Here is a 25,329-nt window from a genome sequence, read left to right as displayed (position 1 = left end):
TATTATCTCTTTCATCATAGCAAACCGAAATCCCTTATGCCATACACGAAAACTAAATACCGAACAATTGTAATATTTCAGACATTTCTTATTAGTTTTTCTATTATTTTTTTAAAAAAATTTGCAGGAATTTGGCGTTTTACGTAGAATTTTATGAGTTAGTTGACTGACCATATATACAATGTCAACTACCAATATTTTTCTATATGAATATTTGTTAAACTTTTGTAAAATTTAAGTAGATTAAAGCATGAATTTTATCATGTAGAGTACAATGGTAGTAACGACCTTCTTTCCTGAATGGGGTCAAAAAAACTAGTAGAGGAGTGGTTTTCTCTTGAAACCTACAACTACTCGTATGCTAACACGCATTAAATCAATTTATATGTACATCAATGAAAACGGAACGGTAACGACGAAAGACCTTGTAGATGAGTTCGGGATCACACCGCGAACGATACAACGTGATCTAAATGTGTTGCAGTTTAATGAACTCGTGTATAGCCCTTGCCGCGGTAAGTGGACAACAACAGGAAAGAAAGTGAGAATGACCTCATAACGAAAAATAATTGTATGTAAATAAATACATACCCCTTTCTAACTATTAGAAAGGGGTTTTTTCTGCACCTATAAAGGTACTACTTTTCAGTATCTACTTGATATGTTCTTAACATTTCTACTTCTTCATCTGTTAGCTCTCGGTATTGTCCAAGTTCTAGTTCTTCATCTAATACTAACGGACCCATCTCCGTTCTTTTTAGGTAGACTACTTTTTTCCCTACCGCTTCAAACATACGCTTCACTTGATGGAATTTTCCTTCCGTAATCACAAGCTCAATTTCAGAAATATCATCGCTTTTCAATATTGTAAGCGCACCTGGCTTTGTTTCATAGCCATCGTCTAAAATAACACCTTTAGCAAACTCTTTTACATCCTCTTCTGTTACTACTCCTGCAACGTGTGCATAATATTTTTTCGGCACATGCTTTTTCGGAGATAATAATTGATGTGATAACTTCCCATCATTTGTTATCAATAAGAAACCCTCCGTATCGATATCAAGTCGTCCAACTGGGAACGGATCAAAGATTGCATCTTCTAATTCTAATAAATCTATTACTGTTTCATGATTATCATCTTCCGTCGCTGAAATAACACCTTGTGGTTTATGCATCATTAAGTAAACAAACTCTTTGTATTCCACAACTTCACCGTGAATCATAACTTCTTGCTCTTCTACATTTACATGAACTTTCGCATCTTTTACTGGCGTTCCATCAATTTTCACAACGCCATCTTTCAATAATTTCTTTACTTCTTTTCTACTTCCATATCCCATATTCGCTAATAATTTATCTAATCTCACGTTTTTCACCTTCTTTATTTATCATAGAAAAGGGGACGTAATTACGCCCCTCTTGATTTCAACTTTATTTTAAATCTACTACCAAGTTTACGTTGAATTTTATCTAATGCTTCTCCGCCAAATACTCTTTCAAGTACTCCTGTGCGAATTGCTAACAATCCGTAAACAAGACCACCAATACCTGCACAAATCGCAACTGTTATAAGAGCACCAATACGGCCATCAGGCGAAATCATGAAGGATAGAAGCCATTGTGATAGTTTTACAGCAACGACCATTATAAGTGTCAGTACTGCAATTTGGAATGTTCTTTTATATACAACACCGAATGAATAGTGTGCGTATTTTTTAATTTGTCGATTTGTATACCAAACAGAAGCTAAGAAACCAACTGCGGTCGCTAGAATTGCTCCTACTGTACCGAAATAACGAATAAAGATTACGTTACATACAAATTTCAAAATAACACCCATAATAAGCGCGACAATCGCATGCTTTTGCTGATTAATCCCTTGAAGAATTGCCGCTGTTACTGTAAATAAAGCAAATAACAATGCAACTGGTGCATACCACATTAATACTTGTCCACCTAATGGATCTGAGTCATAGAAAGCAGTGTAAATTGGATATGCAAGTGTTGAAATACCGATAACTGCTGGCAATGTTAAAAACATATTTGCTTGGAATGTTTGTGTAATTTGTAATTTCAAATAGCGGTATTGTTTTTCAGTAAATGATTTTGTAATTGCTGGTACAAGCGTTAAACTAAACGCTGTTGCCAGTGATACAGGAATCATAATTAACTTATGCGTCCACATTGTGAAAATACCAAGCGCTCGCTCTGCGATATCACCTTGACCAATCGCCTGCATAATTGAGTTAAATGTCAATGTATCAATTTGTTGATATAAAGGAATTGTTAACCCAATTACAACGTAAGGAATTGCATATGCGAATAACTCTTTAAACAATTGAACAGTACTTACTGTTGATTCTGGTACAGTTTGTTCAATTAAATATTGATCCAAATATTTTTTACGTTTTAACCAGTACCAAATTAACACACCGAGTGCTCCAACCGCTGAAACGAACGCAGCAAATGTCGCTACGCCAACTGCTGTTGCAACTGTACCGCCAAGTACTTTAATAACGATAAAACTACCAGCTAATAAAAAGACGATACGAATAATTTGTTCAATAATTTGTGAAACGGTAGTTGGTCCCATAGACTGGTGACCTTGGAAATAACCACGAATTAAACTCGCTGCTGGTACAACAATAAGTGCAAAACTTACAAGACGAATGATCGTCGTAACTTCTCCTACATTATTGTGTATACTTTGTTTACCAAGCATCGCTTCTGCAAACAGTGGCGCCGTCATGTACAGTACTAGGAACGAAAGAACTCCTGTTACTATCATCATAACCATTCCCGAGCGGAACATTCTCCGGCTCGTTTTATAATCGCCAAGCGCATTATATTTGGAAACAAATTTTGAAACAGCAAGCGGCACACCTGCCGTTGCGATACTTAAAAAGATCGTATATGGAATGTATCCATATGTATAGAGCGTTCCGCCTTCTGTGCCTACTAATGCATGAAACGGAAAGACGTAAATCATGCCTAAGAACTTTACTAAAAATGTCCCTAGCGTAACAATAAGCGTTCCGCGCAGAAATTTCGAATCGGACATACAAAAATCCTCCTACATCTACATAAAGTGAAACTATAATTAGTTGGAGACTTCTCTCCTACTCCTTATTAGTTGAACCATTCGAGCATTTACAGGCTAACAGACTCCCTATTTACTTCTCCTAAATCTTGAGGTTTTAGTCTTATCGCCTACAAATAGCAGGATAGTGCTGAACTCTAACTTTTGTATTGTACCACAATTCTCTCATTAAGCAGTACTTCACTCTATTTTTCTTTTAAGGGAAAACATGCTATTCTTTTAGGCAGGAAATGTAGAAAATGAGGTCGATATATTATGCATTATGATGTTATTGTCATCGGCGGCGGTCCTTCTGGGCTAATGGCTGCAATTGGTGCTGCAGAAGAAGGCGCAAATGTCTTGCTTCTTGATAAAGGAAATAAACTTGGGCGTAAACTTGCAATTTCTGGTGGCGGGCGCTGTAACGTAACGAACCGTCTACCACTTGATGAAATTGTTAAACATATACCAGGAAACGGTCGCTTCTTATACAGCGCTTTTTCTATTTTTAATAATGAAGATATTATTACATTCTTCGAAAATCTTGGTGTTAAATTGAAAGAAGAAGACCACGGTCGCATGTTCCCTGTGTCAAACAAAGCGCAATCTGTTGTAGACGCACTTTTAACACGATTAAAAAACTTAGGTGTAAAAATCCGTACAAATACGCCTGTTGAAACGATTGAATATGAAAATGGTCAAACGAAAGCAGTTGTACTGCAAACAGGCGAAGTGTTAGAAACAAATCACGTCGTTATCGCTGTTGGCGGAAAATCCGTTCCTCAAACTGGTTCCACTGGAGACGGATACGCTTGGGCTGAAAAAGCAGGTCATACAATTACAGAATTATTCCCAACAGAAGTACCTATCCTGTCAAACGAGCCGTTTATACGTGATCGCTCATTACAAGGTCTTGCTTTACGTGATATAAACTTAAGCGTATTAAACCCGAAAGGAAAAGCTATCATTTCTCACAAAATGGATATGCTCTTCACTCATTTCGGCCTATCTGGTCCTGCTGCTCTTCGCTGTAGTCAATTCGTCGTGAAAGCACTGAAAAAGTTTAAAACCAATACAATACAAATGAGTATTGATGCATTGCCAGATGAAAATAGTGAACAACTATTTCAGCGCATGCTGAAACAAATGAAAGAAGATCCGAAAAAAGGAATTAAAAACGTTTTAAAAGGTTATGTCCCTGAACGTTACTTCCTATTCTTATTAGAAAAAAACGAAATTGACGGTAGTGAACAAGCTGGACAAGTTTCTCATGAAAAGATTCGTGCACTTGTGAAAGACTTTAAAGAGTTTACTGTGAATGTAAATGGTACGCAGTCAATTGAAAAAGCATTCGTTACCGGCGGAGGTGTATCCGTGAAAGAAATTAATCCGAAAGAAATGTCTTCTAAATTCACGAACGGCTTATATTTCTGCGGCGAAGTTCTTGATATTCACGGTTATACTGGTGGCTATAATATTACATCAGCCCTTGTTACTGGTAGAATCGCTGGAACGACAGCTGGAGAAAACGCGAAAATGCAATATTAAAAAAAGAAACAGGGATTCCTGTTTCTTTTTTTATAGGTACATGAAATTATTATCGGTGATTCCACAGATATATCAGCGATTCTGTAATTATATCGACTTACCGACAAGAAGCAACAAACATCTGCTCCATGTAACTTTCCATTGCTTTTTTGTTGCTTTATATACCTTAGTACCTTTATATTTTATATTGTTGAATATTTAAAAAGGGTAAGGGGAAAACAAATGAGAAAAAAAGTCATGATGTCTTTAATGTTAATGACGTTTCTTTCTGCGGTAGAAGGAACGATTGTTAGTACAGCAATCCCTCGTATAACGAGTGATTTGTCAGGCGTCGAACTTGTTAGTTGGGTATATGCAATTTATATGCTTGCAACAGCTGTTTCGACTCCAATATACGGAAAGCTCGCTGATTTATTTGGTCGTAAAAAGGTTTTACTGATCGGGGCTACAATCTTTTTAGTCGGTTCTGCACTTTGCGGAGTCGTTACATCGATGGAACAATTAATTTTCTTCCGCGCGCTTCAAGGTATCGGTGCTGGTGCTGTTATGCCAATCACAATGACGATTATTGGAGACTTATATAGCGAAGCGAAAGACCGCGCGAAAGCACAAGGTTGGATGAGTGCCGTTTGGGGTGTATCCGGTGTTATCGGACCGTTAGTAGGTGGATTTTTAGTTGATTCTCTTTCTTGGCGTTATATTTTCTTCTTAAACGTCCCATTCGGAATTATCGCTTGCTTAATGATTGTAATTTACTACAAAGAATCTATTAAACCTGCTAAACATCATATCGATTATCTTGGTGCAACAGTTTTTTCATTAAGTACAATCGCTCTACTATATGCATTATTAACAGGTAGCAGTAAGCAAAACTGGGGAGACATGACAATTATCGGCCTATTAATCTTTGCCGCTATTTCATTCATTATTTTCTTGTTCATCGAGAAAAAATCTCCGGAACCATTAATTCCGCTAGCACTTTTCTCTAACCGTACATTATCTACGATAAATATATTAACTCTTATTGCTGGCGCAATGATTATTAGTATTACAATGTACCTTCCAATTTGGAGTCAAGGTGTATTAGGGAAAAATGCAACAGAAGCTGGACTTATTTTAATGCCAATCCCTGTTATGTGGACATTTGGCGCTATTTTCTCTGGTAACTTAGTAGGCAAATTAAAAACGAAACAAATCATTTTACTTGGAGCTAGCATTTTATCAGTCGCTACGTTCTTATTATTTACACTATCAACCAATTCACCATCGTTCCTCATTTATATAGCAGTCGGATTATTCGGCTTAGGAATGGGGCTTGTGACACCGATTTACATGGTAACAATTCAAGCAGCCGTACCAGCTCATACACGCGGAACAGCTGTTGGTTTAAATACATTTATTAATACATTTAGTCAAACGTTAGGTGCTGCAATATTCGGTACAATCTTTAATACGATGATTCACGCACGTGGTATTAAAAATCTTGATCTTGTATCTGGCGGACACGGCGGTACTACAGCAAACGTAGTAACCGAATCACAATCCGCATTAGCATCAAGCGTACACGTCATTTATATGAGCACTTTCGTATTAGCAGTATTTACATTAATTATTGCTTGGCTTTTATTAAAGCCAGCTACACAAACAAGTGAGCAACAATAAAAAGGATGACCATTTTGGTCATCCTTTTTATTCTTCATTCTCCACAATATGTTTCAGCATGGATAATTTATTATCCCAAAAACGTTCATAATACGAGAGCCACTGTTGTAATTCTTCTAATGGTTCTGGATGCAAACGATATATCTTCTCTCTTCCGCTTTTTCTTCCACTTACTAAATTCGCTTCCGAAAGAATATGAAGGTGCTTTACAACCGCAGTACGACTCATCGGAAAATGATCCGTTATTTTGGAAATCGGTAACTCTTTGTCACTTAATAACCGTATTACTTCTCGGCGGGTTGGATCAGCAATTGCTTGAAATACATCATATTTCGCTGCTGACGAGGACACTTAGCCTTCGACAACCTTTTTCAGTTTTTCATTTACAATCGCTACCCAACCACCGCTCATTCTATCGCGAATAATAGAGCTCTTCGCATTCGCTTTCGGAAGAATTTCATCAGGATGTTTCCAGCCGCCGTGAATTAACGTAAATTCTGTTTTGTTATCTCCTAAGTCTTTCAAATTAAATGAAACAACCCAGCCATCTGTATCCCATGAGAAAGATAAATGGTTTGGCTCATCAATTTCTAACACTTTACATGGTGATGGCCCAAATGGCGATTGCACATGAAATTCATGTCCTACCTCTAATACAAAATCATTTGGCATAAACCATGACGCAATCCCTTCTGCAGTTGATACTACACTCCATACCTTTTGAATAGACGCGTTAAAAACAATTGTTTGTTTAATATCATTTAATGTATTTTGTTGTTCCATTTTCATTCTCCTTTACTCGGCGTTATAACATAACACCTTTTGGTTTCACCTCGATAATATAACACCTTTTGGTTTCATGTCAACGCTAATTCTTTTACTGTTGAGAAATTCTCAACATTTTTTCAACAGGACAAACACCCTCTTAGCATTTCCTCATAATATACTCACAAAGGCAATACAAAATAAAAACTTCTCTCAACATGAAACTCCATCATTCATATTGAAAGAAACGCCTTACTTATATCATGCGTACTTCGTCTCTCCTCCTTCCCTCAGGGACAATACGCGAGATATGACAAATCAGAAGGAATATGCCCACCATTTGAGTAGGTAGTTATTTCTCTTCTCCTCAACATTTCCTTAGGAGCGAAATGACTACCGACTCACTCTTTTCAAACAAAAATAAAAAGGGGATGAAAGCTATGTTCTATTGCATTAACTGCTCTGATATTCATCATGAAAAACATCCAAATGATAAAGTATTCAAAAATGGTTTTTATATTGATCCATTTTTAGGTGATCGTTATCACCTTGGTATGTGTAAAGATGCCCAAAATCACGAAACAGGGGAGCCTCTTTTAACGACAAAGAAATTAGGCACACCCCAATCTATTATGAACGTATTACCGACACATGTTGTCCCAACATAAAGCATAAAAAAGAGCTGGCTCACCCAGCTCTTTTTTATGCTTTATAAACGATCATTGCTGAAAAACAATAAATTTGGTTTTCATCGTCGTTAATGGAAACACCAACTTGATATTTAATATCTACAAAGTTGCTATCATCAATCTTTTTCAAAAAAACATTTACAGCATCTTCTAAGTCTTTTTCGTGACTTTCATCAAACACTTTCACACGAATCATGTTAACACCGTCCTAGATCGCAGCCCTCCGCCGCTTGATTATTGCCACGGTGCGTATCTATGATGCGATAAAACTTTCCATTCTCATATATATATCCGTCTTCTAACACATATTCTTTATCTTCAGTATAGACATAAAACTTACCTATCATAAATTTACTCGTATATAATTCCAAATAATTTGGTCTAAATTTAGCTACAACTTTATTTGTAATATCAATTTTTATTGTGCGCCCCACCTTCTCTCCCTCCTTTGCAAAGAACGGATTTAGGTATATTGTATTAGCGCTTTTACATTTTATGCTTAAAAATAAGTGGATATGCCTTCTTTCTTCACCTGTACTATTTTTCTAAAAAAATCACTATAAATAAGGTCCCCCAAAAAAACATAAAAAAGCACTTCATCTTATTGACTCGAATATAAATATTATGTTATTATATAAAATTTGACATTTTTACATACGTATGCTATCATTAAAAGTGGTTACCACATATGGAGGTGGATGATTTGTTTCAAATTGGTGATAAAATCGTTTATCCAATGCACGGTGCAGGAATCATTGAAGCAATTGAAGAGAAAGAAATATTAGGTACTTCACGTCAATATTGTGTGATACGCATCATTAGTAAAGATATGCAAGTAATGCTTCCGATGAATCAATTAAAAAAATCGGGTATTCGTTATATCGTTGATCGAGGTACGTTAGATGATATACTTCTTGAATTTCAAAACGGGGAGTCAGACCCATCACTCTCATGGAAACAAAGATATACAATGAATATGGAAAAAATGAAAAACGGCAATTTACAAGATAGCGCAGAAGTTGTTCGGGATTTACTTCGCCGTAATAAAGAGAGAGCATTAAATGCGAGCGAAAAACAAATGCTAGATAATGCACGAAAAATGATGATCAGCGAAGTCGCGCTCGTACAAAATGTTACTGAACATCAAGCAACAGAATTTCTTCAAGATACAATTAATCACTAAATTTAAAATAGCTGGCCGCTATTTTTTTTGTAAAAAAAGGACGAAGAGTTTTATCTCTTCGTCCTTTTATATTACCCACGCCCAGCTTGAAACGATGGATATAACGTCATTCCACCATCTGCAAATAGCGTAATTCCCGTTACATAACTCGCCTCTGAAGAAGCAAGCCAAGTTGCTACTGCTGCAATTTCTTCTGGTTTTCCAATGTAGCCCATCGGTATCATACTTTCTACGTCAGCACGTTTTTTAGGATCAGCAAATTTTTCTGCATTGATCGGCGTATTAATTGCACCTGGTCCTATATTATTTACTCGAATACCTTTTGGCGCATATTCTAGCGCTAACGTTTCTGTCATCAGTTTAATGCCACCCTTACTCGCTGCATAGTGCACAAATAGTGGCCACGGAATTTTCTCATGAACACTAGACATATTAATGACAGACCCTTTAATGTCATGTTCTACAAAATATTTAATCGCTTCTCTACTTCCTAAGAAAGCACCTGTTAAATTTGTATTGATTACTTTATTCCAATCTTCAAGTGGCATTTCATGCGATGGTACTGCATTTTCTATCCCTGCATTATTAATCATAACGTCGAGCGTACCAAATTCTTTCACAGCAGATTGAATGAGATTCACAACATCTGATTCGACGGTTACATCACCTTTTACAGCAATCGCTTCTCCGCCTACCTTTTTAATTTCTTCTAACACATCATTTGCTTCTGATTCTCGTGAGCGATAATTAATAACCACTTTCGCTTTTTCCTTAGCAAACCTCACTCCCATCGCTTTTCCGAGACCAGTTGCTGATCCTGTAATAACGACAACTTTCCCTGCTAAATCACTATACATTTCTATACCTCCTTTAACTTTTGGCTATACCTAACATAATTCCGGCTGCGATAATAAAAACGATACCGACAACGATACCCGTTAATTGGCGTTTCGTTTTCTTTTCACCTAATATAAGAATCCCACCAAGCGTTGAAATAATAATTCCCATTTGCGATAGCGAGAAACTTGTTGCGACTCCGACACGCGGTTGTGAAATGAATAAAAACATATTTCCAGCTGCCCAAATTAACCCTGGAATAATATTTCGTATCGCATATTTATTAAATGGATGATGCTTAAATGTAAGTAAAATACCCCCTAATACCATACCAACTGCTTGTGGTAATAAAGCCGACCAACCATCTACATTAAATAACCTAATCACTACTACGTAAACTAAATAACCGACTGTTGAAATTAATAAAATTATGATACCTCTTTTAAAATTTGCTGCTTGCTCTGCATTCTTTTCTTCTTCACTTTGAAGTGATGTTAAAATAACACCGACAATAATACAAACGAGCGCTAAAATCCCAAGGACGACCGATATTGTCGTGGACCATTCATGAAATACGATAACGCCAAATAAAGTCGTCGCAACTAATTGAAGTCCTGTTGAAATTGGCATCGTCCTCGAAACGCCCATTAAATCAATACTTTTCAATTGATTCGCCTGACCAAGCGCCCAAAATAAACCTGACACAACTCCAACCCCAATCACGGTAGGTGTTAATACTGGCTTCATAAAAATATAAACAACAATTGAGAAAATAAGTGCTCCAAACGTTGTTCCAAGCGTTTGACTATACGGTCCCCCGCCCAGTTTTACGTTAAATAACACAATACTCCCCCAAAATATAGCTGGTAAAATTGCTAAAAATATATCCATCGCCCATTACCTTTCTCTGTAAAATGTCATAAATTGAAACTTTAATCACCCCGCAAATAGCGGAATAAGTTACCGCTCTCAATCATTAGAATGAGCTTTCATTTTTTCTTTTTTGCGAGCACAAATCTTTTCTACAACATCATTAGAAACATTTTTTTCTCGCTCCACATTTTTTACCTTTATATGATCTAAATAATCCTCCAAAGTAAGTGTAACTTTGTCATTTGGCGGATTATGTGCCCCTTGAAATGTAAGAAATTGTAGCGTCACTTCAAATCTAGGAACAAATTCATCTTTCCTGCCGAGACGCTTTATATTTATAACTGCATCACATTCATATTGATCTTCTGTCACTTGTCTAATAACCGAATAGTACCTATTCAATAACGCACTCTCTAAAAGCTGTTCTCTTGATTCTTTCGCGAAAGAATCGCTTGGAGAAGAGAAAAAGATAGAACATATCGCTGTAATAATTACACATATTTTTTTCATAACGTCCTCCTTATCCTATAAGTTAGTGTTCTCAAAAACGCCATAAAAAAAACGACTTCCCCTACTTAGGAAAGTCGTTTTAATGAATCCAATATTAACCACCACTCACTGGTGGTATAAGTGCAACCACATCACCATCTTGGACCCTGTCATCTTCATTTGCGTATTCTTCATTAATCGCAACCATAATTGGCTCTGAAACTGGTACATTATATTCTTTCGCAACAACATCTTTTAACTCTGCAACCGTAATATTTTCTTCCTCTATTTGTAATTCACTTGTTCCTGCCTCTTCTTGCAAGTGCGCAAATAACAATACTCGAATCATACTTATAGCTCCTTCCCAGGCTCTCCCGCCGGATATGGTGTTTTTTCTAATTGATCACCAATCCATGAGTCACCATCTTCCCAAAACTCCTTTTTCCAAATCGGAACAATTTGTTTTATGCGTTCCATAATATATTCATTTGCTTCATAAGCCGCTTTACGGTGTGGTGTTGAAACAGCAACAACAACCGCTATATCAGAAATTTGCAACGTACCGATGCGATGTGTAATCGCAACATATGTACCCGGCCATTTCTCTTTCACTTCCAGACCAATTTTCTCTAGCATCTTTTCTGCCATCGTCTTATAAGCAACATACTCTAAGTATAATGTACGACGCCCTTTCGTAAACTCTCTAACCGTTCCAATAAATGTTGTAACAGCACCGCATTCACGTCGAATCACTTTCTTCGTTACCTCTTCAATCGAGATTTCTGTATCAATTACTTCATAATATGTATTTGTCATTTCGCACTCCTAACCGTTTGTAAAAACCAGTCTATGTACAACTCTTCTTCTGTTATATGAAATACTTTATATTCTTCTCGTATATTTGCCGGGACATCATACCACGTAATAATCGCCACTATATTTTCTACTTTATGTAAAAGTTCAACGTCTTCCGCAGAACGAAGTAACACTACTTTCGGGTAGTTCTCTTTTTTATAGCCCTCTATTAAAATTGTATCCACTTCAAAAAACTCATATAAGCGAATAATTTCTTGCAAGGACCATTTCTTTCTTAGTGAAGAAAGTGAAAGCAATCCAGCACCTTCTACACTACTTACGACAGCACCAGCTTTACGGTGTCTTTCGCTATCTTTTTGCGCTACTTCTGGAAAACCTCCGTGCCCGTGATGTTTAATTGTAGCAACTTTCATTTCACTTTCAGCTAACACATGCACAATTTTCTTTACAAGTGTCGTTTTTCCGCTATTTTGATATCCTACTATTTGTAAGATTGAAGGGGCTTTGCCCATGGCCAATCACATCCCTCAGAGTGCTCTAACAATAATACGGATACTTTCATTCCGGTCTCAAATCCTCTCGTTCCTCCAGGTAACACGATAAAAGCATTCGCATCTGCAAGTGAAGATACCGCACTCGATTTATCTAAACCAACCGGCATCGCTTGTAACGCCCCGTCCACAATTGTTACGTTCGCTCTTACGAAACGAGTAAATGGATTTGGCTTCGGAAAATCTTTTTGTAAAATAGCATCCGCTCTATATACGTGAGGTTCCTTCGCATACAAATATGTTTTTATAATTGGATGCACAAATAATTCAAAGCCTACATAACAAGCAGACGGATTTCCTGATAAACCGAAGAGTAACTTTCCATCAACTTCAGCTACTGTCGTTACACTTCCCGGTCTCATCGCTATCTTATTAAAGAGTACATTCGCCTGTAACCTTTCATAAATAGCTGGTAAGTAGTCATAATCTCCTACTGATACACCGCCTGTTGTAATTAAAATGTCGACCTCATCCACCGCTGATTGAACAGCTGTAAAACATGCATCTAACTCATCCGCGAGTTGACCATAATAACGAACTTTCCCGCCAGCTTTCATAATTTGAGCTGCGATCATATACGAGTTACTATTTCTAATTTTCCCCGGTTCTAAAGGCTCATGTACTTCTAATAATTCACTTCCTGTCGTTACAATACCGACAACAGGCTGTTTTACAACTTTCACAGTGCTATATCCAAACGTTGCTAGTAAGGCTGCAATCCCTGGGTTAATTGCAACACCTTTCTTAACGAGAACTTGATTTTGTTTTATGTCTTCTCCTTTAAACGACACATTGTCACCGTTATTAAAAGGGCGTTTTAACTTCATATATGTTTTCCCGTTCTTCTCAAACCCTTCTGTCAGCTCGAGCATTACGACTGCATTACATTCTTCTGGAATAGCTGCTCCTGTCATAATGCGAATCGCCTTAAAAGCTCCTACTTCTTCTAAAAAAACAGAACCCGCCCCGATTTCTCCTATTACTTCAAATTCAATTGGATTCTCTTGGGTTGCTCCTTTCGTATCTTCTGCTCGAATGGCGAAACCGTCGTAAGGGGAACGATCAAAATGAGGAACGTCATGATCTGAGACAACATCTTCCCCGAGAATTCTCCCGTAACTTTCCGTAATAGAAATTTCTTCTACTTCACCATGTTTCGCATATTTCATTACCCGTTCTACTGCCTCAGCAACTTGAATTGGAATTCGTTTTTCTACCATCGTTTCTCACCTCATATTTGCAATTTTTTTTATCTCGATTAAACTTTATGTATTCAATAGAAATTACTTCAAGGAGGAATTCCATGTCTTCATTTACACATTTTAATGACCAAGGACGCGCAAAAATGGTTGATATAAGCGACAAAAAAGCAACCGTTCGAACAGCAATTGCGTGCTCTAGCATTGTCGTTACGAAAGAAATTTACGATAAAATCTCTCATAATGAAATTGGGAAAGGTGACGTATTAGCAGTTGCGCAAATCGCAGGCATTATGGCTGCGAAACGAACTTCTGATATTATCCCAATGTGCCATCCTTTATTATTAAAAGGTGTTGACGTTTCTTTCGATTGGAAACAATCAGAAGAACAATATCGTTTACTCATTGAAGTAAAAGTTAAAACAGAAGGTAGCACCGGTGTTGAAATGGAAGCTTTAACAGCTGCTTCCGCTACCGCTCTTACTGTGTATGATATGTGTAAAGCTGTCGATAAAGGTATGATTATCGGCGAAACGTACTTACTTGAAAAAACAGGTGGAAAAAGTGGAGATTATACGAGAAATTCATAATCCTCTCTCCGTTGAACCTAAAGGATTTCCTTTAGGTTCAACCTATATATCTTGCATATAAACTTTTCGCTACATTCATATCATTCGTCCCATGAATAAACGCCCTGCCATCTGTAAATAAAACAAAACGATATTCTTCTACCGGAAATGATAATAAATAAGGTGTCGCCTTTATCTCTACGCTTCTTTGTAAGCGCTTTTTAATTTCTTCTAAATTAAAATTCTTCCGCACACCCGGGCGAATTTGTACTGTATTTCGCCCACATAACACTTCTGTTTTTGTTTGTGCTTCAAATGTTAAACTCGGATATGTACGTAACCTTCCGCAAGATAAACAAGTATCTTTTTTCTGCCTATTCACTTTAAATGCCATCTGTTGATTATTCCAAAGATCAAACGATAACATCGTTTCACGAAGCGCCCCAAAGTCTTCTACTAATATTTTCAGCGCTTCCGTAATTTGATGCGCAACTACTAATTGTACTGCTGGTTGTATAATACCAGCTGTGTCACATGTTGCTCCGCTCGCCGGATGCTCCATTAAACAGCGAAAACACGGTGTTTTCCCTGGTAAAATTGTATACGTTACTCCGTAGCTTCCGACACACCCACCATATATCCACGGAATATTATACTTTTGTGAAATATCATTAATGAGAAGACGCGTTTCAAAATTATCTGTCGCATCTAATATTAAATCTACATCACGCACTAACTCTTCCATTTCTTGCACCGTTACATCCGTCACAACCGGATTTATTTCCACCTCAGAATTAATCGCTTTTAAATGTTCTGCAGCCGCTATCGCCTTCGGTTTATACTGCTTTGCATCTTCTTCTGTATATAGTTGTTGTCTTTGTAAATTACTCCATTCTACATAATCACGGTCAGCAATCGTTACTTTTCCAACACCTGCTCTAACAATCGCTTCTGCATTTGCCGCACCGAGAGCACCAGCACCAATAATAAGCACATGCTTCTCTCTTATTTTTCTCTGTCCTTCTTCTCCAACACCAGAAAATAATATTTGTCTTGAATATCGCTCCTGCATGCGATAGCCCCCTTTCTTATCCTCCTATATAAGACATTTCGATTTTCGGACGATTTTTTGCACTTTCTTCTGTTCGTTCATCCGAATACCTATCTTTTCTATTCATCCATACATCTTGTATAACACTTAATAACTCCTCATCCGAAAGATTTCCTCTAAGAAGTTCTCTTACATCCAAACCCTCTGTCGCAAATAAGCACGTATAAAACTTTCCATCTGCCGAAATTCTCGCCCTCGTACAAGAGGCACAAAATGAATCAGAAACAGATGTAATAAAACCAACTTCAACATTTGTTCCAACATACCGATATCGCTTCGCAACTTCACCAAAGTAATGCGCTTCAGCTGGCTCAAGCGGATACACCTTATGAATCATTTCAATCAATTCTCGTTTTGTAACGACTTGATCAAAATTCCACCCATTTGTACTACCAACATCCATAAACTCAATAAACCGAAGCGTGATTCCTTGCTCTTTAAAATATGCAGCCATCGGAAGTACTTGATGATCGTTCATCCCTTTTTTCACAACCATATTTACCTTTACTTCCAGTCCCGCCTCTTTTGCTGCTATAATTCCCTTAATTACCGGTTTCGTATTAATATTTCGACCATTAATATTCTTAAATATGTCATCATCTATCGCATCTAAACTAACATTCACTCTATGTAATCCAGCTTCTTTTAATGCCTTCGCTTGTTTCGTTAAATGAATAGCATTTGTCGTTAACCCTATCTCTATTAGCCCATCAATTTTCACAAGACGTGCAATAAGTTTTGTTAAATCTTTACGAAGTAGTGGCTCACCGCCAGTAATTCTAATTTTTCGTACACCGATGTTAACAAATAATTTTGCCAAACGCTCAATTTCATCAAAAGTTAGTAAAAACTCATCTTTCAAAAAAGCATAATCTGGCCCAAATATTTCCGCCGGCATACAATATGTACATCTAAAATTGCAACGATCAATGACAGATATACGTAAATCTTGAAGTGGGCGTCCAAAAAAATCTTTAACCATCTCCTGCATCGCCACCCTCCCTTTCTGCCAAATTTCTTTCTTTTCATTCTATTATAATATATTTTCGAACTGCGATGTTTTTACTCAAGTGAATAAAGTAAAACTTTAAATAATTAGAGGGGATCCACTCCTCCTGGTTAACGAGGTTTACTTACAAATACAAAGATAAAAAAACCTTGAAACATAAAAGTTTCAAGGTTTTCTGCTTATTAACTTAATCTAATAATAGTTAGAGTAGCCCCTGGCGTTGCTGTAGATAATGTAGCTACTGCAACTACTCCAAATAACTGTAAGCTAACAGCAGCTCCTGCAGGCAAATTAGCGATTATTGTTGCACTAAATGAACCAGTAGCGACTGTCGGGGCGTTTATCGTTCCCGCAAGCGGACTGCCATTTACAGTTATACGAGAACTTACAACTAATCCTGCCGTTAAATTAATTGTATAAGCTATATAATAGTTTCCTGCATTCGCAACTGTAAATACAGTATTCCCACCACTAACGGTTATTCCTGGGCCAATATTTTGATTGTTCGGTAATGGTACATTCGTACCACCTAATAAAACGGAAATAGCGGTTCCTGATGTATTATTCGCAAACGCATACGTTGCAGTTGTACTAACTCCAGTCGCCCCGGTCGCTCCAGTGGCTCCAGCTCCCGTTGGACCTGTATCTCCAGTTGGACCTTGTGAACCGGTTGCTCCTGTAGCCCCCGTCGGACCTTGGATTCCTTGCGGGCCTTGAATTCCTTGTGGACCTGTCGCTCCGGTTGCTCCGATTGCTCCCGTTGGACCTTGAATTCCTTGCGGGCCTTGAATTCCTTGTGGGCCTTGAATTCCTTGTGGACCTGTCGCTCCGGTTGCTCCTGTAACTCCCGTTGGACCTTGAATTCCTTGCGGGCCTTGAATTCCTTGTGGACCTTGAATCCCTTGTGGACCTGTCGCTCCGGTTGCTCCTGTAGCTCCCGTTGGACCTTGAATTCCTTGCGGGCCTTGAATTCCTTGTGGGCCTTGTGGGCCGGTCGGACCTATGTCACCTTGCGGACCTTGGATTCCCTGTGGGCCTTGTGCTCCGGTTGCCCCCGTCGCTCCTTGGATTCCTTGAGGACCTTGTGGACCTTGAATTCCTTGTGGGCCGGTTGGACCTATGTCGCCTTGTGGGCCTTGAATTCCTTGGGGACCTTGTGCTCCGGTTGCCCCCGTTACTCCTTGTATTCCTTGTGGACCTTGAATACCCTGTGGACCGGTTGGACCTATCTCTCCTTGAACACCTTGGATTCCTTGCGGACCCTGTAAACCCGTCACTCCGGTTGCTCCCGTTGCTCCTGTCGCTCCTGTCACTCCAGTTGAGCCTGTCGCCCCGGTATCTCCTGTTACTCCTGTCGCACCTGTTGCTCCTGTCGGGCCAGGTGGTCCACCTGATGGCCCTGTCACTCCTGCCGGACCTGATGGCCCCGTTGGGCCGGTCGGCCCTGCTGGGCCTCCTGACGGGCCAGTCACCCCTGTTGGACCGGTTGCTCCTGTTGGACCGGTAGTTCCTTCTCCCGTCGCTCCGGTTGCCCCCGTATCTCCTGTTACTCCCGTCGGACCTTGCACTCCTTGAATCCCTTGTGGTCCTTGCACTCCTTGTGCTCCTGTTGCTCCTTGAATCCCTTGTATACCTTGCACTCCTTGTGCGCCCATCGGACCTGTTGGACCAATCGCCCCTTGTATACCTTGCACTCCTTGGGGCCCCTCTGGACCTGTTGCTCCTATTTCCCCTTGTATACCTTGAATTCCAGTTGCTCCTTGTGCTCCAGTTGCTCCCGTTATCCCTTGCACACCTTGAATTCCCTGTATTCCTTGTGGACCTTGTGGGCCTGTTGCTCCTACTGGTCCTTGAATGCCTTGTATCCCCTGAGGACCCTCTGGACCCGTTGCTCCTACTGGCCCTTGAACACCTTGTATTCCTTGCGGGCCCTGAAGTCCCTCTGGGCCTTCTGGACCGGTTGGACCTATCTCTCCTTGTATCCCTTGGATTCCAGTTGGACCTTGTGGCCCAGTCGGACCTATGTCACCTTGCGGACCTTGGATACCCTGTGGGCCTTGTGCTCCTGTTCCCCCTGTCGCTCCTTGGATTCCTTGAGAACCTTGTGGACCTTGAATTCCTTGTGGGCCGGTTGGACCTATGTCGCCTTGTGGACCTTGAATCCCTTGCGGACCTTGATCTCCAGTGGCCCCCGTTACCCCTTGAATTCCTTGGGGACCTTGAACACCTTGGGGACCCGTCGGACCTATCTCTCCCTGCACTCCTTGGATTCCTTGCGGACCTTGCAAACCCGTCACTCCGGTTGCTCCCGTTTCTCCTGTCGCTCCTGTCACTCCAGTTGAGCCTGTCGCCCCAGTATCTCCTGTTACTCCTGTCGAACCAGTTGCTCCTGTCGGGCCAGGTGGTCCACCCGATGGACCAGTCACTCCCGCCGGACCTGATGGCCCCGTTGGGCCGGTCGGTCCTGCTGGTCCTCCAGATGGGCCTGTTACCCCTGTCGGACCAGTTACTCCTGTTGGGCCTGTAGTGCCTTCCCCTGTCGCCCCAGTTGCTCCCGTATCTCCTGTTGCACCCGTCGGACCTTGAATTCCTTGTATTCCTTGAGCACCTTGCACTCCTTGTGCACCTGTTGGGCCTTGAATCCCTTGTATTCCTTGCACTCCTTGTGCGCCCATTGGACCTGTTGGACCAATCGCCCCTTGAGCACCTTGCACTCCTTGGGGACCCTCTGGACCCGTTGCTCCTATTTCCCCTTGTATACCTTGAATTCCAGTTGCTCCTTGTACTCCTGTTGCTCCCGTTATCCCTTGCACACCTTGAATTCCCTGAATTCCTTGGGGACCTTGTGAGCCTGTTGCTCCTACCGGTCCTTGAATGCCTTGTATCCCCTGTGGTCCCTCTGGACCCGTTGCTCCAGCTGGCCCCGGTACTCCTTGTATTCCTTGCGGGCCCTGAAGTCCCTCTGGGCCTTCTGGACCTGTTGGTCCTATATCGCCCATTGGACCTTGTATCCCTTGAACTCCTTGTGGTCCTGTTGCTCCTGATGGCCCTGGTACTCCTTGTATTCCTTGTGGACCTTGATCTCCTGTTGCTCCTGTGGCCCCTTGAGGACCTATAGCCCCCTGTATACCTTGTGGACCTTGATCTCCTGTTGCTCCCGTTCCCCCTTGAATACCCTGAACTCCTTGGATTCCTTGTTCACCAGTTACTCCCGTCGGACCAGGAATACCTTGAATCCCCTGCGGTCCTTCTGGACCTGTTGGGCCAATTGGCCCTTGAATTCCTTGTATTCCTTGCAAGCCCTGTGCTCCCGTACTTCCAGTCGGACCTGTAGTTCCCGTTGCTCCTGTTACCCCTGTACTTCCTGTAGCCCCAGTACTCCCCGTTGCTCCAGTCGCACCTGTACTTCCACTCGGTCCACCACCCGGACCTGTCGCACCAGTCGGCCCCGTCGGACCAGGAGGTCCTCCAGATGGTCCAGTTATTCCAGTTGGACCTGTTATTCCAGTCGGGCCTGTTATCCCCTGACCAGTCGCTCCGGTTGCACCTGTATTTCCACTCGGTCCTTGTGTTCCTTGTACCCCTTGTGCTCCTTGTATTCCTTGTGGACCAGTTGCACCCGGTAACCCTTGGACGCCTTGAATTCCTTGAGGTCCCTCAGGTCCTGTAGCTCCAATTGGCCCCTGTAATCCCTGTATCCCTTGTATACCTTGTGCCCCAGTCGCTCCCGTTGGACCAATCGGACCTTGGAACCCTTGCACCCCTTGAGGTCCTGTCGCTCCAGTTTCTCCTTGTGGTCCTCTCAATCCTTGTGGCCCCTGCTGTCCTTCTGGTCCAGTTGCACCTATTGGCCCAACTGGTCCTTGTATCCCTTGCACACCTTGAGGTCCTGTCGGGCCCATCTCCCCCATCGGACCTTGGAACCCTCTCGGTCCTTGAGGTCCTGTTGGGCCTTGTGGACCGGTTGGACCAGTAATCCCTATACCTGTAAATCCAGTTGGAACAGGGGGGAAAGTAGGCCCAATAAGTTCGGGTGGAATTCTAAAATTAGAACTTAACGAATTTTGCTTCCGATTATTATCACGATTCTTCACACTTTCACCACCTACAAACCTTCTTTTTCATAATAAATAAACCTCTTCTTAATCTATTTACAAAAATAATTTCCAAGACTATTTTTATTTTAAATAATAAAAACTCCCTTAATTCCTTAAGGGAGTCCTGCAATTGAATCCATATTATCTGTATTAGGGACAGCTTGTGCTATACCCGATGTATTTACACTTTGCCCCATATTTGTTCCTGTTACAGTACCAGCAGGAGTGCCTCTTGTATATGTTGTCGTCACCGAATCGCCCGGCTGTAAACAAAGCTTCGTCTCCGTCCCTATTACTGTAACAACATCAATCCAAGTGCACCCCATTGAACCACTATATGATTTCGAAGCAGTAAATGAAGTATCACTCAAATTATCACCGGTAAATATATTTCCAGTGTTATTCACAATAACAAATTCTTTTATATGAGCAGGCATAATTACACTCTACCTTTCCTCTATGAACCTAATGTACGTGTGCTCGTTGCTAATGGCGGAAGAAACACTGATGTTCTAATGACTGCTTCTGGCTGTCTTTTCCCATTTAAAAAAATAGCCGCACTCGATCCCCCAGCACCTGCATATACTTTTGCTACAGCTAAAGGCGAGATATCATAACAGTCACCGACATTAACAGCGCCTGTATTATTAATAATTTTCACTTTACGCAAATTAATTCCCATTTCCCCCTCCTCCTTTTTTATACTGTATGCAAAAGAAAAAAACTTGAAACAGACTCGTTTCAAGTTTTTAACTATTAACTATTTCGTTTCACCTTCATATTGAAGCATACCGCCAACCATGTTCACTGTTTTAAACCCTTGCTCATTTAAATAATGGCATACATTTTCACTGCGCATTCCCGAACGACAAATAAAGATATATTCATTCTCTTTATTAAAGAAATCTACTTTATTTGGGATATCGCCCATTTTAATATGTACAGCTTCTGGAATTTTTCCTGTCGCTACTTCTTCATCTTCTCTTACGTCTACTAAAAATAACGTTTCTCCATTTCCTAAACGCTCTTGTACCTCTTCTGTAGTAATTGTTTTAACTTCTGTCATATGTAGTTCCTCCTTGTATACAATAAAAACCTTGAGTTTCTTTTTCACAAACATTCTCTACCAATTTTAGCATGCAAAAGAAAGAACGCAAAGAATCGAAAAGCTATTTCTCAATTTCCTCGTAAAACTTATTCTTTACAAACATAACTAGCACATTGTATCCTCAATATACTTGTTTTATGAAAGGAGTCGATTAAAATGACGCTTTTTCTTTTCATTATGGGCATTGTGTTCTTACTCGCTGCAATTATTGCTCTTAGTATGAAAAATAATAGAAAAATAAACTCCCCACAAGAAATGTCATTCTTATTTCTATTACTTAGTATAGCGTTCTTCGGCATAGCAATCGCTACATATATCTTCCGTCTACAAATCATGTAAAAAAAGGTGCCTACTACACACATTGCACCTTTTTCACATGATTTATTGCCTACACAAAACTAGATACTTTCCGGTTTAAAAATTCATACACTTTCTTTTCAAATAAATGAATATCAAATGCTCCTGCCATATGCCCATTTATACTTTCTATCTCGTATACTTCCGCATATTTCCCTTGTTTTTGCAAAATATCTACCATTTTATAATTATAACGAGACGGCTGAAGCAAATCTTGTTTACACGGAATCATAAGTACATTCGCTTCTATGTTAGAAAGAGATTCTTCTAGTGAAGAAAACCCATGTGCAATATCATGCAATAAAACTGCCTTCGCAGTATACATCCATGAATTTGCATCTACTAACTCTATACTTCTATATGTCGTTGTATTTATCTCTTTTTCAAATGATGTTAATGTAGAAAACTTTTCATAAGGTTCTATCTCGATACTATTACGAGGAAATGCCATTTCATAAAAATGCTCATCAAACGCATTCATAAACATCATTCTACTCGCTAAATGAAGCCCCTTTATAGGCTGCTCTTCTCCATATTTTCCATCTTTCCAACTTGGATCCAGTTGAATTGCCTCAATCGCATTTTGCGCTACGTTTACTGACGTAATAATTGGATTTTGTGGGTTCGTAATAACGCCAATCATCCGCTCTACCATATGTGGATAGTGAACCGCCCATTGTTGTGCAATCATTCCCCCCGCCGACGGTCCGATTACAGCGTGTAACCTTGAAATTCCCATACCTTTTATTAACTCATATTGCATACGAGCTACATCAAGAAATGTAAAAACCGGAAAATCCATAGCATATTCTTCTCCAGTTTCTGGATTAATCGATTTCGGTCCTGTTGTAATCACATATGGATTCCTCGCCTGCACATTACAAAGATTATCCGTACATATAACAAAATACTTATTTGTATCAATTGCTTTCCCAGGTCCAATGAGCCCATCCCACCAACCAGACTCCTCATCATGCACTGTATATTTTCCTGCCGCATGACTTGTTGCACTAAAATAATGACAAACCAAAATTACATTTGACCTTTCTCTATTTAAAGTGCCATATGTCTCATATCCCATTTGAACAGGAATTCCCCTGCCATTTTCAAACGTAAACTCTTTTAAAACAAACTTCTCCTTTTTTACAATTTGCACAAACTCTCCCTCTCCCCGTTATAGTATGAACTGCTTACTAAAGGTTTTTTTCTATACAAACTAATCTCCTTCTTCTTTTCATAAATAAATGAATAATATACAAAATTAGCCACAAAATAGCACTATATTACAAGATTAAAGAGGGCGTACATATGATTTGGAATTGGTTACGTAAGAAAAAAAAATCAAATACACCAGAAGCAAACGAAACAGATAACTGGGAGCAGCATTCTAACAATCAAGAGGATGATAACAAAGAACAGACTAGAAGTATGAAACATAATAAAGGTAAAAATAACGAGCAAAAAGATTCTTCTCAGGATAAGCAACAAAGTGCTAAACAGGAGGACTCGTCTCAAGATAAACAACAAAGCGCTAAACAAGAGGATTCCTCTCAAGGTAAGCAACAAAGTGCTAAACAAGAGGATTCCTCTCAGGATAAGCAACAAAAATCTAAACAAGAGGATTCCTCTCAAGATAAACAACAAAGTGCTAAACAAGAGGATTCCTCTCAGGATAAGCAACAAAGTGCTAAACAAGACGAACCTTCTCAAGAACAACAGCAACATTCTAAGCAAGACAACTCAGAGCAAAATCAACAACACTCTAAGCAAGACAACTCGGAGCAAGGGCAACAGCAACATTCTAAGCAAAACGACTCCGAGCAGGATCAACAACAAAGTGCTAAACAAGAAAAATCTTCTCAAGGACAACAGCAGCAAAACTCTAAAGGTAATAGTATTTATGACTTTACAAAACCAGAAAAAGATCGTATTCATTCTTTACAAAATTTAATAGAGAAGCTGAAAAAGTCTAGTGATTTTGTAAATTATCATACATCCGACGATGAAACGATGCCTTATTGGATTTCTTACTATCGCCCTTCACTTGATGGAGAAAAATTACAAAAGTATTTAATGCCCACTCTTTTAGAACGACCTAACGCATCACTAGAAGAGCTGAAGGAACATATCCCGATGAGCGGCATTACAATTACGAACGACTTACAAAAAATTGAGGATATGGTTTTAAAGGGGCATGCGATTATTCAATTGAATCAGCAAGATCAAAAATGTATGCTTGCAAACATTGCAATTGATAATTATCGTGCACCAACCCCTCCTTTAAACGAATCAACTGTTATTGGTCCGCAAGAAGGTTTCGTAGAGGATATTGATACAAACATTAATTTAGTTCGAAAACGTCTTCCTGTTTTAGATTTACAAACAAAAGAAATGATTGTCGGTGAGTTTTCCAAAACAAAAGTTGTCATGATGTATTTAGACAATCTCGCTGAAAAAGATAATGTAGATTTCCTTGAGGAATCGTTACGCGCTCTTGAATATGATCAAATTAATGATAGTGCTTATATACAAGAATTAATGGGTGAAAAATCGATTTTCCCTCTCTATATCAATACAGAACGTACTGATAGAGTTACAAAAGCACTAATTGATGGAAAAATTGCTATTTTTGTGGATGGTTCTCCAAGTGTTCTACTAACACCTGTATCCTATTTCGATTTTTTCATTTCACCTGAAGACTATAACGTCTCTTGGATGTACGCTACATTTTCAAGGATTTTAAGATTAATTGCCGTTCTATTTTCAATTTGCGCTACACCGTTATACGTTGCAGTTTTAAATTATCATTATGAACTCATTCCAAGTGATTTACTTGAAACTTTGATTTTATCAAGGGCACAAGTACCATTCCCACCTTTAATTGAAGCACTCTTTTTAGAACTAGCAATTGATTTATTAAGAGAAGCTGGCGCGAGGTTACCGATGAAAGTCGGTCAAACGCTCGGTATTGTAGGCGGTATCGTAATCGGGCAAGCATCTGTACAAGCTGGTTTAACGAGTAACATTTTATTAATTATCGTTGCCTTATCAGCACTCGCTTCCTTTATTACACCTATTTATAAAATGGGTAATGCGGTTCGATTACTACGCTTCCCGTTTCTCGCATTTGCAGAAATAGGAGGACTTTTCGGGATTTCTCTTGGATTTATCTTTTTATTTACTCATCTATTCAGGCTTACTTCCTTACGTAAGCCGTACGCTTTATTTTATCCGACAAGGCAACAATCCGTTAAGGACTCTTGGATTCGTTTTCCTTTAACGATGATTGATACAAGGGATGTACAAGCAAGGCCACAACATGTAAAAAAATCAGCGAAAGGAATTTCAACAAAACATAGATCGGACTTTGATGATTAAGAAATGAGG

At 39.6% G+C, this 25,329-nt stretch carries 28 protein-coding genes; 8 read left to right on the top strand and 20 right to left on the bottom strand.

The window, feature by feature from the left end:
* The first annotated feature begins 337 nt into the window (after positions 1-337).
* Complete coding sequence (locus ACTJJY_RS12285) at positions 338-559, top strand: DeoR family transcriptional regulator (protein WP_000805512.1); 222 nt, start codon at positions 338-340, stop codon at positions 557-559.
* A 79-nt stretch (positions 560-638) separates the two neighbouring features.
* Here the strand turns inward: ACTJJY_RS12285 and ACTJJY_RS12280 are convergent, their stop codons facing one another.
* Together ACTJJY_RS12280 and ACTJJY_RS12275 are read right to left on the bottom strand one after the other, a co-directional pair.
* A complete protein-coding gene (locus ACTJJY_RS12280; protein ID WP_001234948.1) occupies positions 639-1,367 on the bottom strand; it encodes a pseudouridine synthase in 729 nt (242 codons plus the stop codon).
* Between the two features lie 41 nt (positions 1,368-1,408).
* On the bottom strand, positions 1,409-3,061 hold the full coding sequence (locus tag ACTJJY_RS12275) for a putative polysaccharide biosynthesis protein (protein WP_001284026.1): 1,653 nt from the start codon (positions 3,059-3,061) through the stop codon (positions 1,409-1,411).
* A gap of 294 nt (positions 3,062-3,355) precedes the next feature.
* Between ACTJJY_RS12275 and ACTJJY_RS12270 the strand changes: the two genes are divergently transcribed.
* Both ACTJJY_RS12270 and ACTJJY_RS12265 read left to right on the top strand, forming a co-directional pair.
* Positions 3,356-4,627, top strand: coding sequence for an NAD(P)/FAD-dependent oxidoreductase (locus ACTJJY_RS12270; protein ID WP_000558867.1), 1,272 nt, complete (start codon positions 3,356-3,358; stop codon positions 4,625-4,627).
* A 222-nt stretch (positions 4,628-4,849) separates the two neighbouring features.
* A complete protein-coding gene (locus tag ACTJJY_RS12265) occupies positions 4,850-6,289 on the top strand; it encodes an MDR family MFS transporter (protein WP_053563529.1) in 1,440 nt (479 codons plus the stop codon).
* 27 nt (positions 6,290-6,316) lie between these two features.
* Here the strand turns inward: ACTJJY_RS12265 and ACTJJY_RS12260 are convergent, their stop codons facing one another.
* Entirely contained in the window at positions 6,317-6,640 is a 324-nt protein-coding gene (locus ACTJJY_RS12260; RefSeq protein WP_000098837.1) for an ArsR/SmtB family transcription factor, read from the bottom strand.
* Positions 6,641-7,072 carry an SRPBCC family protein gene (locus ACTJJY_RS12255; protein ID WP_000437769.1) on the bottom strand — a complete coding sequence of 144 codons (432 nt, stop codon included), beginning with the start codon at positions 7,070-7,072 and terminating at the stop codon, positions 6,641-6,643. It abuts the gene before it with no gap.
* A 422-nt stretch (positions 7,073-7,494) separates the two neighbouring features.
* Here ACTJJY_RS12255 and ACTJJY_RS12250 point away from each other — a divergent pair, with 422 nt between their 5' ends.
* The gene (locus tag ACTJJY_RS12250; protein WP_000498988.1) at positions 7,495-7,722 is read left to right on the top strand and encodes a DUF3973 domain-containing protein; all 228 of its coding nucleotides are present in this window, start codon (positions 7,495-7,497) and stop codon (positions 7,720-7,722) included.
* Between the two features lie 34 nt (positions 7,723-7,756).
* On the opposite strand, the gene ACTJJY_RS12245 is transcribed toward ACTJJY_RS12250, so the two are convergent.
* Both ACTJJY_RS12245 and ACTJJY_RS12240 read right to left on the bottom strand, forming a co-directional pair.
* Positions 7,757-7,939 carry a sporulation protein Cse60 gene (locus ACTJJY_RS12245; RefSeq protein ID WP_000621751.1) on the bottom strand — a complete coding sequence of 61 codons (183 nt, stop codon included), beginning with the start codon at positions 7,937-7,939 and terminating at the stop codon, positions 7,757-7,759.
* A gap of 1 nt (position 7,940) precedes the next feature.
* A complete protein-coding gene (locus ACTJJY_RS12240; protein WP_000533803.1) occupies positions 7,941-8,177 on the bottom strand; it encodes a DUF2553 family protein in 237 nt (78 codons plus the stop codon).
* A gap of 254 nt (positions 8,178-8,431) precedes the next feature.
* Here ACTJJY_RS12240 and ACTJJY_RS12235 point away from each other — a divergent pair, with 254 nt between their 5' ends.
* Entirely contained in the window at positions 8,432-8,926 is a 495-nt protein-coding gene (locus ACTJJY_RS12235; protein WP_000451447.1) for a CarD family transcriptional regulator, read from the top strand.
* Positions 8,927-8,997: 71 nt separating this feature from the next.
* On the opposite strand, the gene ACTJJY_RS12230 is transcribed toward ACTJJY_RS12235, so the two are convergent.
* From ACTJJY_RS12230 to ACTJJY_RS12200, 7 genes are all read right to left on the bottom strand, one after another.
* On the bottom strand, positions 8,998-9,783 hold the full coding sequence (locus ACTJJY_RS12230) for a glucose 1-dehydrogenase (protein ID WP_440605614.1): 786 nt from the start codon (positions 9,781-9,783) through the stop codon (positions 8,998-9,000).
* A gap of 13 nt (positions 9,784-9,796) precedes the next feature.
* The gene (glcU, locus tag ACTJJY_RS12225; RefSeq protein WP_000350865.1) at positions 9,797-10,654 is read right to left on the bottom strand and encodes a glucose uptake protein GlcU; all 858 of its coding nucleotides are present in this window, start codon (positions 10,652-10,654) and stop codon (positions 9,797-9,799) included.
* 78 nt (positions 10,655-10,732) lie between these two features.
* Positions 10,733-11,146: a DUF3888 domain-containing protein gene (locus tag ACTJJY_RS12220; RefSeq protein WP_000717656.1), complete on the bottom strand. Its 414-nt coding sequence runs from the start codon at positions 11,144-11,146 to the stop codon at positions 10,733-10,735.
* 94 nt (positions 11,147-11,240) lie between these two features.
* Positions 11,241-11,474, bottom strand: a complete 234-nt coding sequence (gene moaD, locus ACTJJY_RS12215; RefSeq protein ID WP_440605613.1) for a molybdopterin converting factor subunit 1 — start codon at positions 11,472-11,474, stop codon at positions 11,241-11,243.
* Between the two features lie 2 nt (positions 11,475-11,476).
* On the bottom strand, positions 11,477-11,941 hold the full coding sequence (gene moaE / locus ACTJJY_RS12210) for a molybdopterin synthase catalytic subunit MoaE (protein ID WP_000185943.1): 465 nt from the start codon (positions 11,939-11,941) through the stop codon (positions 11,477-11,479).
* Complete coding sequence (gene mobB, locus ACTJJY_RS12205; RefSeq protein WP_440605612.1) at positions 11,938-12,453, bottom strand: molybdopterin-guanine dinucleotide biosynthesis protein B; 516 nt, start codon at positions 12,451-12,453, stop codon at positions 11,938-11,940. Before mobB ends, moaE begins: the two co-directional genes overlap by 4 nt.
* A complete protein-coding gene (locus tag ACTJJY_RS12200) occupies positions 12,423-13,712 on the bottom strand; it encodes a molybdopterin molybdotransferase MoeA (protein WP_098511245.1) in 1,290 nt (429 codons plus the stop codon). The genes mobB and ACTJJY_RS12200 overlap by 31 nt, the downstream gene beginning before the upstream one ends.
* An 83-nt stretch (positions 13,713-13,795) precedes the next feature.
* Between ACTJJY_RS12200 and moaC the strand changes: the two genes are divergently transcribed.
* Entirely contained in the window at positions 13,796-14,281 is a 486-nt protein-coding gene (moaC, locus tag ACTJJY_RS12195) for a cyclic pyranopterin monophosphate synthase MoaC (protein WP_000094146.1), read from the top strand.
* A gap of 37 nt (positions 14,282-14,318) precedes the next feature.
* Here moaC and ACTJJY_RS12190 read toward each other — a convergent pair whose 3' ends face one another.
* From ACTJJY_RS12190 to ACTJJY_RS12165, 6 genes are all read right to left on the bottom strand, one after another.
* A complete protein-coding gene (locus tag ACTJJY_RS12190) occupies positions 14,319-15,332 on the bottom strand; it encodes a molybdopterin-synthase adenylyltransferase MoeB (protein ID WP_327905530.1) in 1,014 nt (337 codons plus the stop codon).
* Positions 15,333-15,348: 16 nt separating this feature from the next.
* Complete coding sequence (gene moaA / locus ACTJJY_RS12185) at positions 15,349-16,362, bottom strand: GTP 3',8-cyclase MoaA (protein ID WP_440605611.1); 1,014 nt, start codon at positions 16,360-16,362, stop codon at positions 15,349-15,351.
* A 200-nt stretch (positions 16,363-16,562) separates the two neighbouring features.
* The gene (locus ACTJJY_RS12180; protein ID WP_440605610.1) at positions 16,563-20,474 is read right to left on the bottom strand and encodes a BclA-related collagen-like exosporium protein; all 3,912 of its coding nucleotides are present in this window, start codon (positions 20,472-20,474) and stop codon (positions 16,563-16,565) included.
* A 116-nt stretch (positions 20,475-20,590) separates the two neighbouring features.
* Complete coding sequence (locus tag ACTJJY_RS12175; protein WP_001110855.1) at positions 20,591-20,914, bottom strand: hypothetical protein; 324 nt, start codon at positions 20,912-20,914, stop codon at positions 20,591-20,593.
* A gap of 20 nt (positions 20,915-20,934) precedes the next feature.
* On the bottom strand, positions 20,935-21,159 hold the full coding sequence (locus ACTJJY_RS12170) for a spore germination protein (RefSeq protein WP_000512463.1): 225 nt from the start codon (positions 21,157-21,159) through the stop codon (positions 20,935-20,937).
* Positions 21,160-21,237: 78 nt separating this feature from the next.
* Positions 21,238-21,543, bottom strand: coding sequence for a rhodanese-like domain-containing protein (locus ACTJJY_RS12165; protein ID WP_434165127.1), 306 nt, complete (start codon positions 21,541-21,543; stop codon positions 21,238-21,240).
* Positions 21,544-21,741: 198 nt separating this feature from the next.
* On the opposite strand from ACTJJY_RS12165, the gene ACTJJY_RS12160 reads away from it, so the two are divergent.
* The gene (locus ACTJJY_RS12160) at positions 21,742-21,924 is read left to right on the top strand and encodes a hypothetical protein (RefSeq protein WP_000171889.1); all 183 of its coding nucleotides are present in this window, start codon (positions 21,742-21,744) and stop codon (positions 21,922-21,924) included.
* 49 nt (positions 21,925-21,973) lie between these two features.
* Here ACTJJY_RS12160 and ACTJJY_RS12155 read toward each other — a convergent pair whose 3' ends face one another.
* Positions 21,974-23,098, bottom strand: coding sequence for an alpha/beta fold hydrolase (locus ACTJJY_RS12155; protein ID WP_434165130.1), 1,125 nt, complete (start codon positions 23,096-23,098; stop codon positions 21,974-21,976).
* A 152-nt stretch (positions 23,099-23,250) separates the two neighbouring features.
* On the opposite strand from ACTJJY_RS12155, the gene ACTJJY_RS12150 reads away from it, so the two are divergent.
* Positions 23,251-25,320: a spore germination protein gene (locus ACTJJY_RS12150; RefSeq protein ID WP_440605609.1), complete on the top strand. Its 2,070-nt coding sequence runs from the start codon at positions 23,251-23,253 to the stop codon at positions 25,318-25,320.
* Positions 25,321-25,329 lie beyond the last annotated feature (9 nt).

Source organism: Bacillus sp. 22475, assembly GCF_052044835.1.
Taxonomy (GTDB): domain Bacteria; phylum Bacillota; class Bacilli; order Bacillales; family Bacillaceae_G; genus Bacillus_A; species Bacillus_A cereus.
The sequence above is the reverse complement of the archived record's forward strand: the minus strand, read 5'-3'. Positions and strand labels throughout refer to the sequence as shown.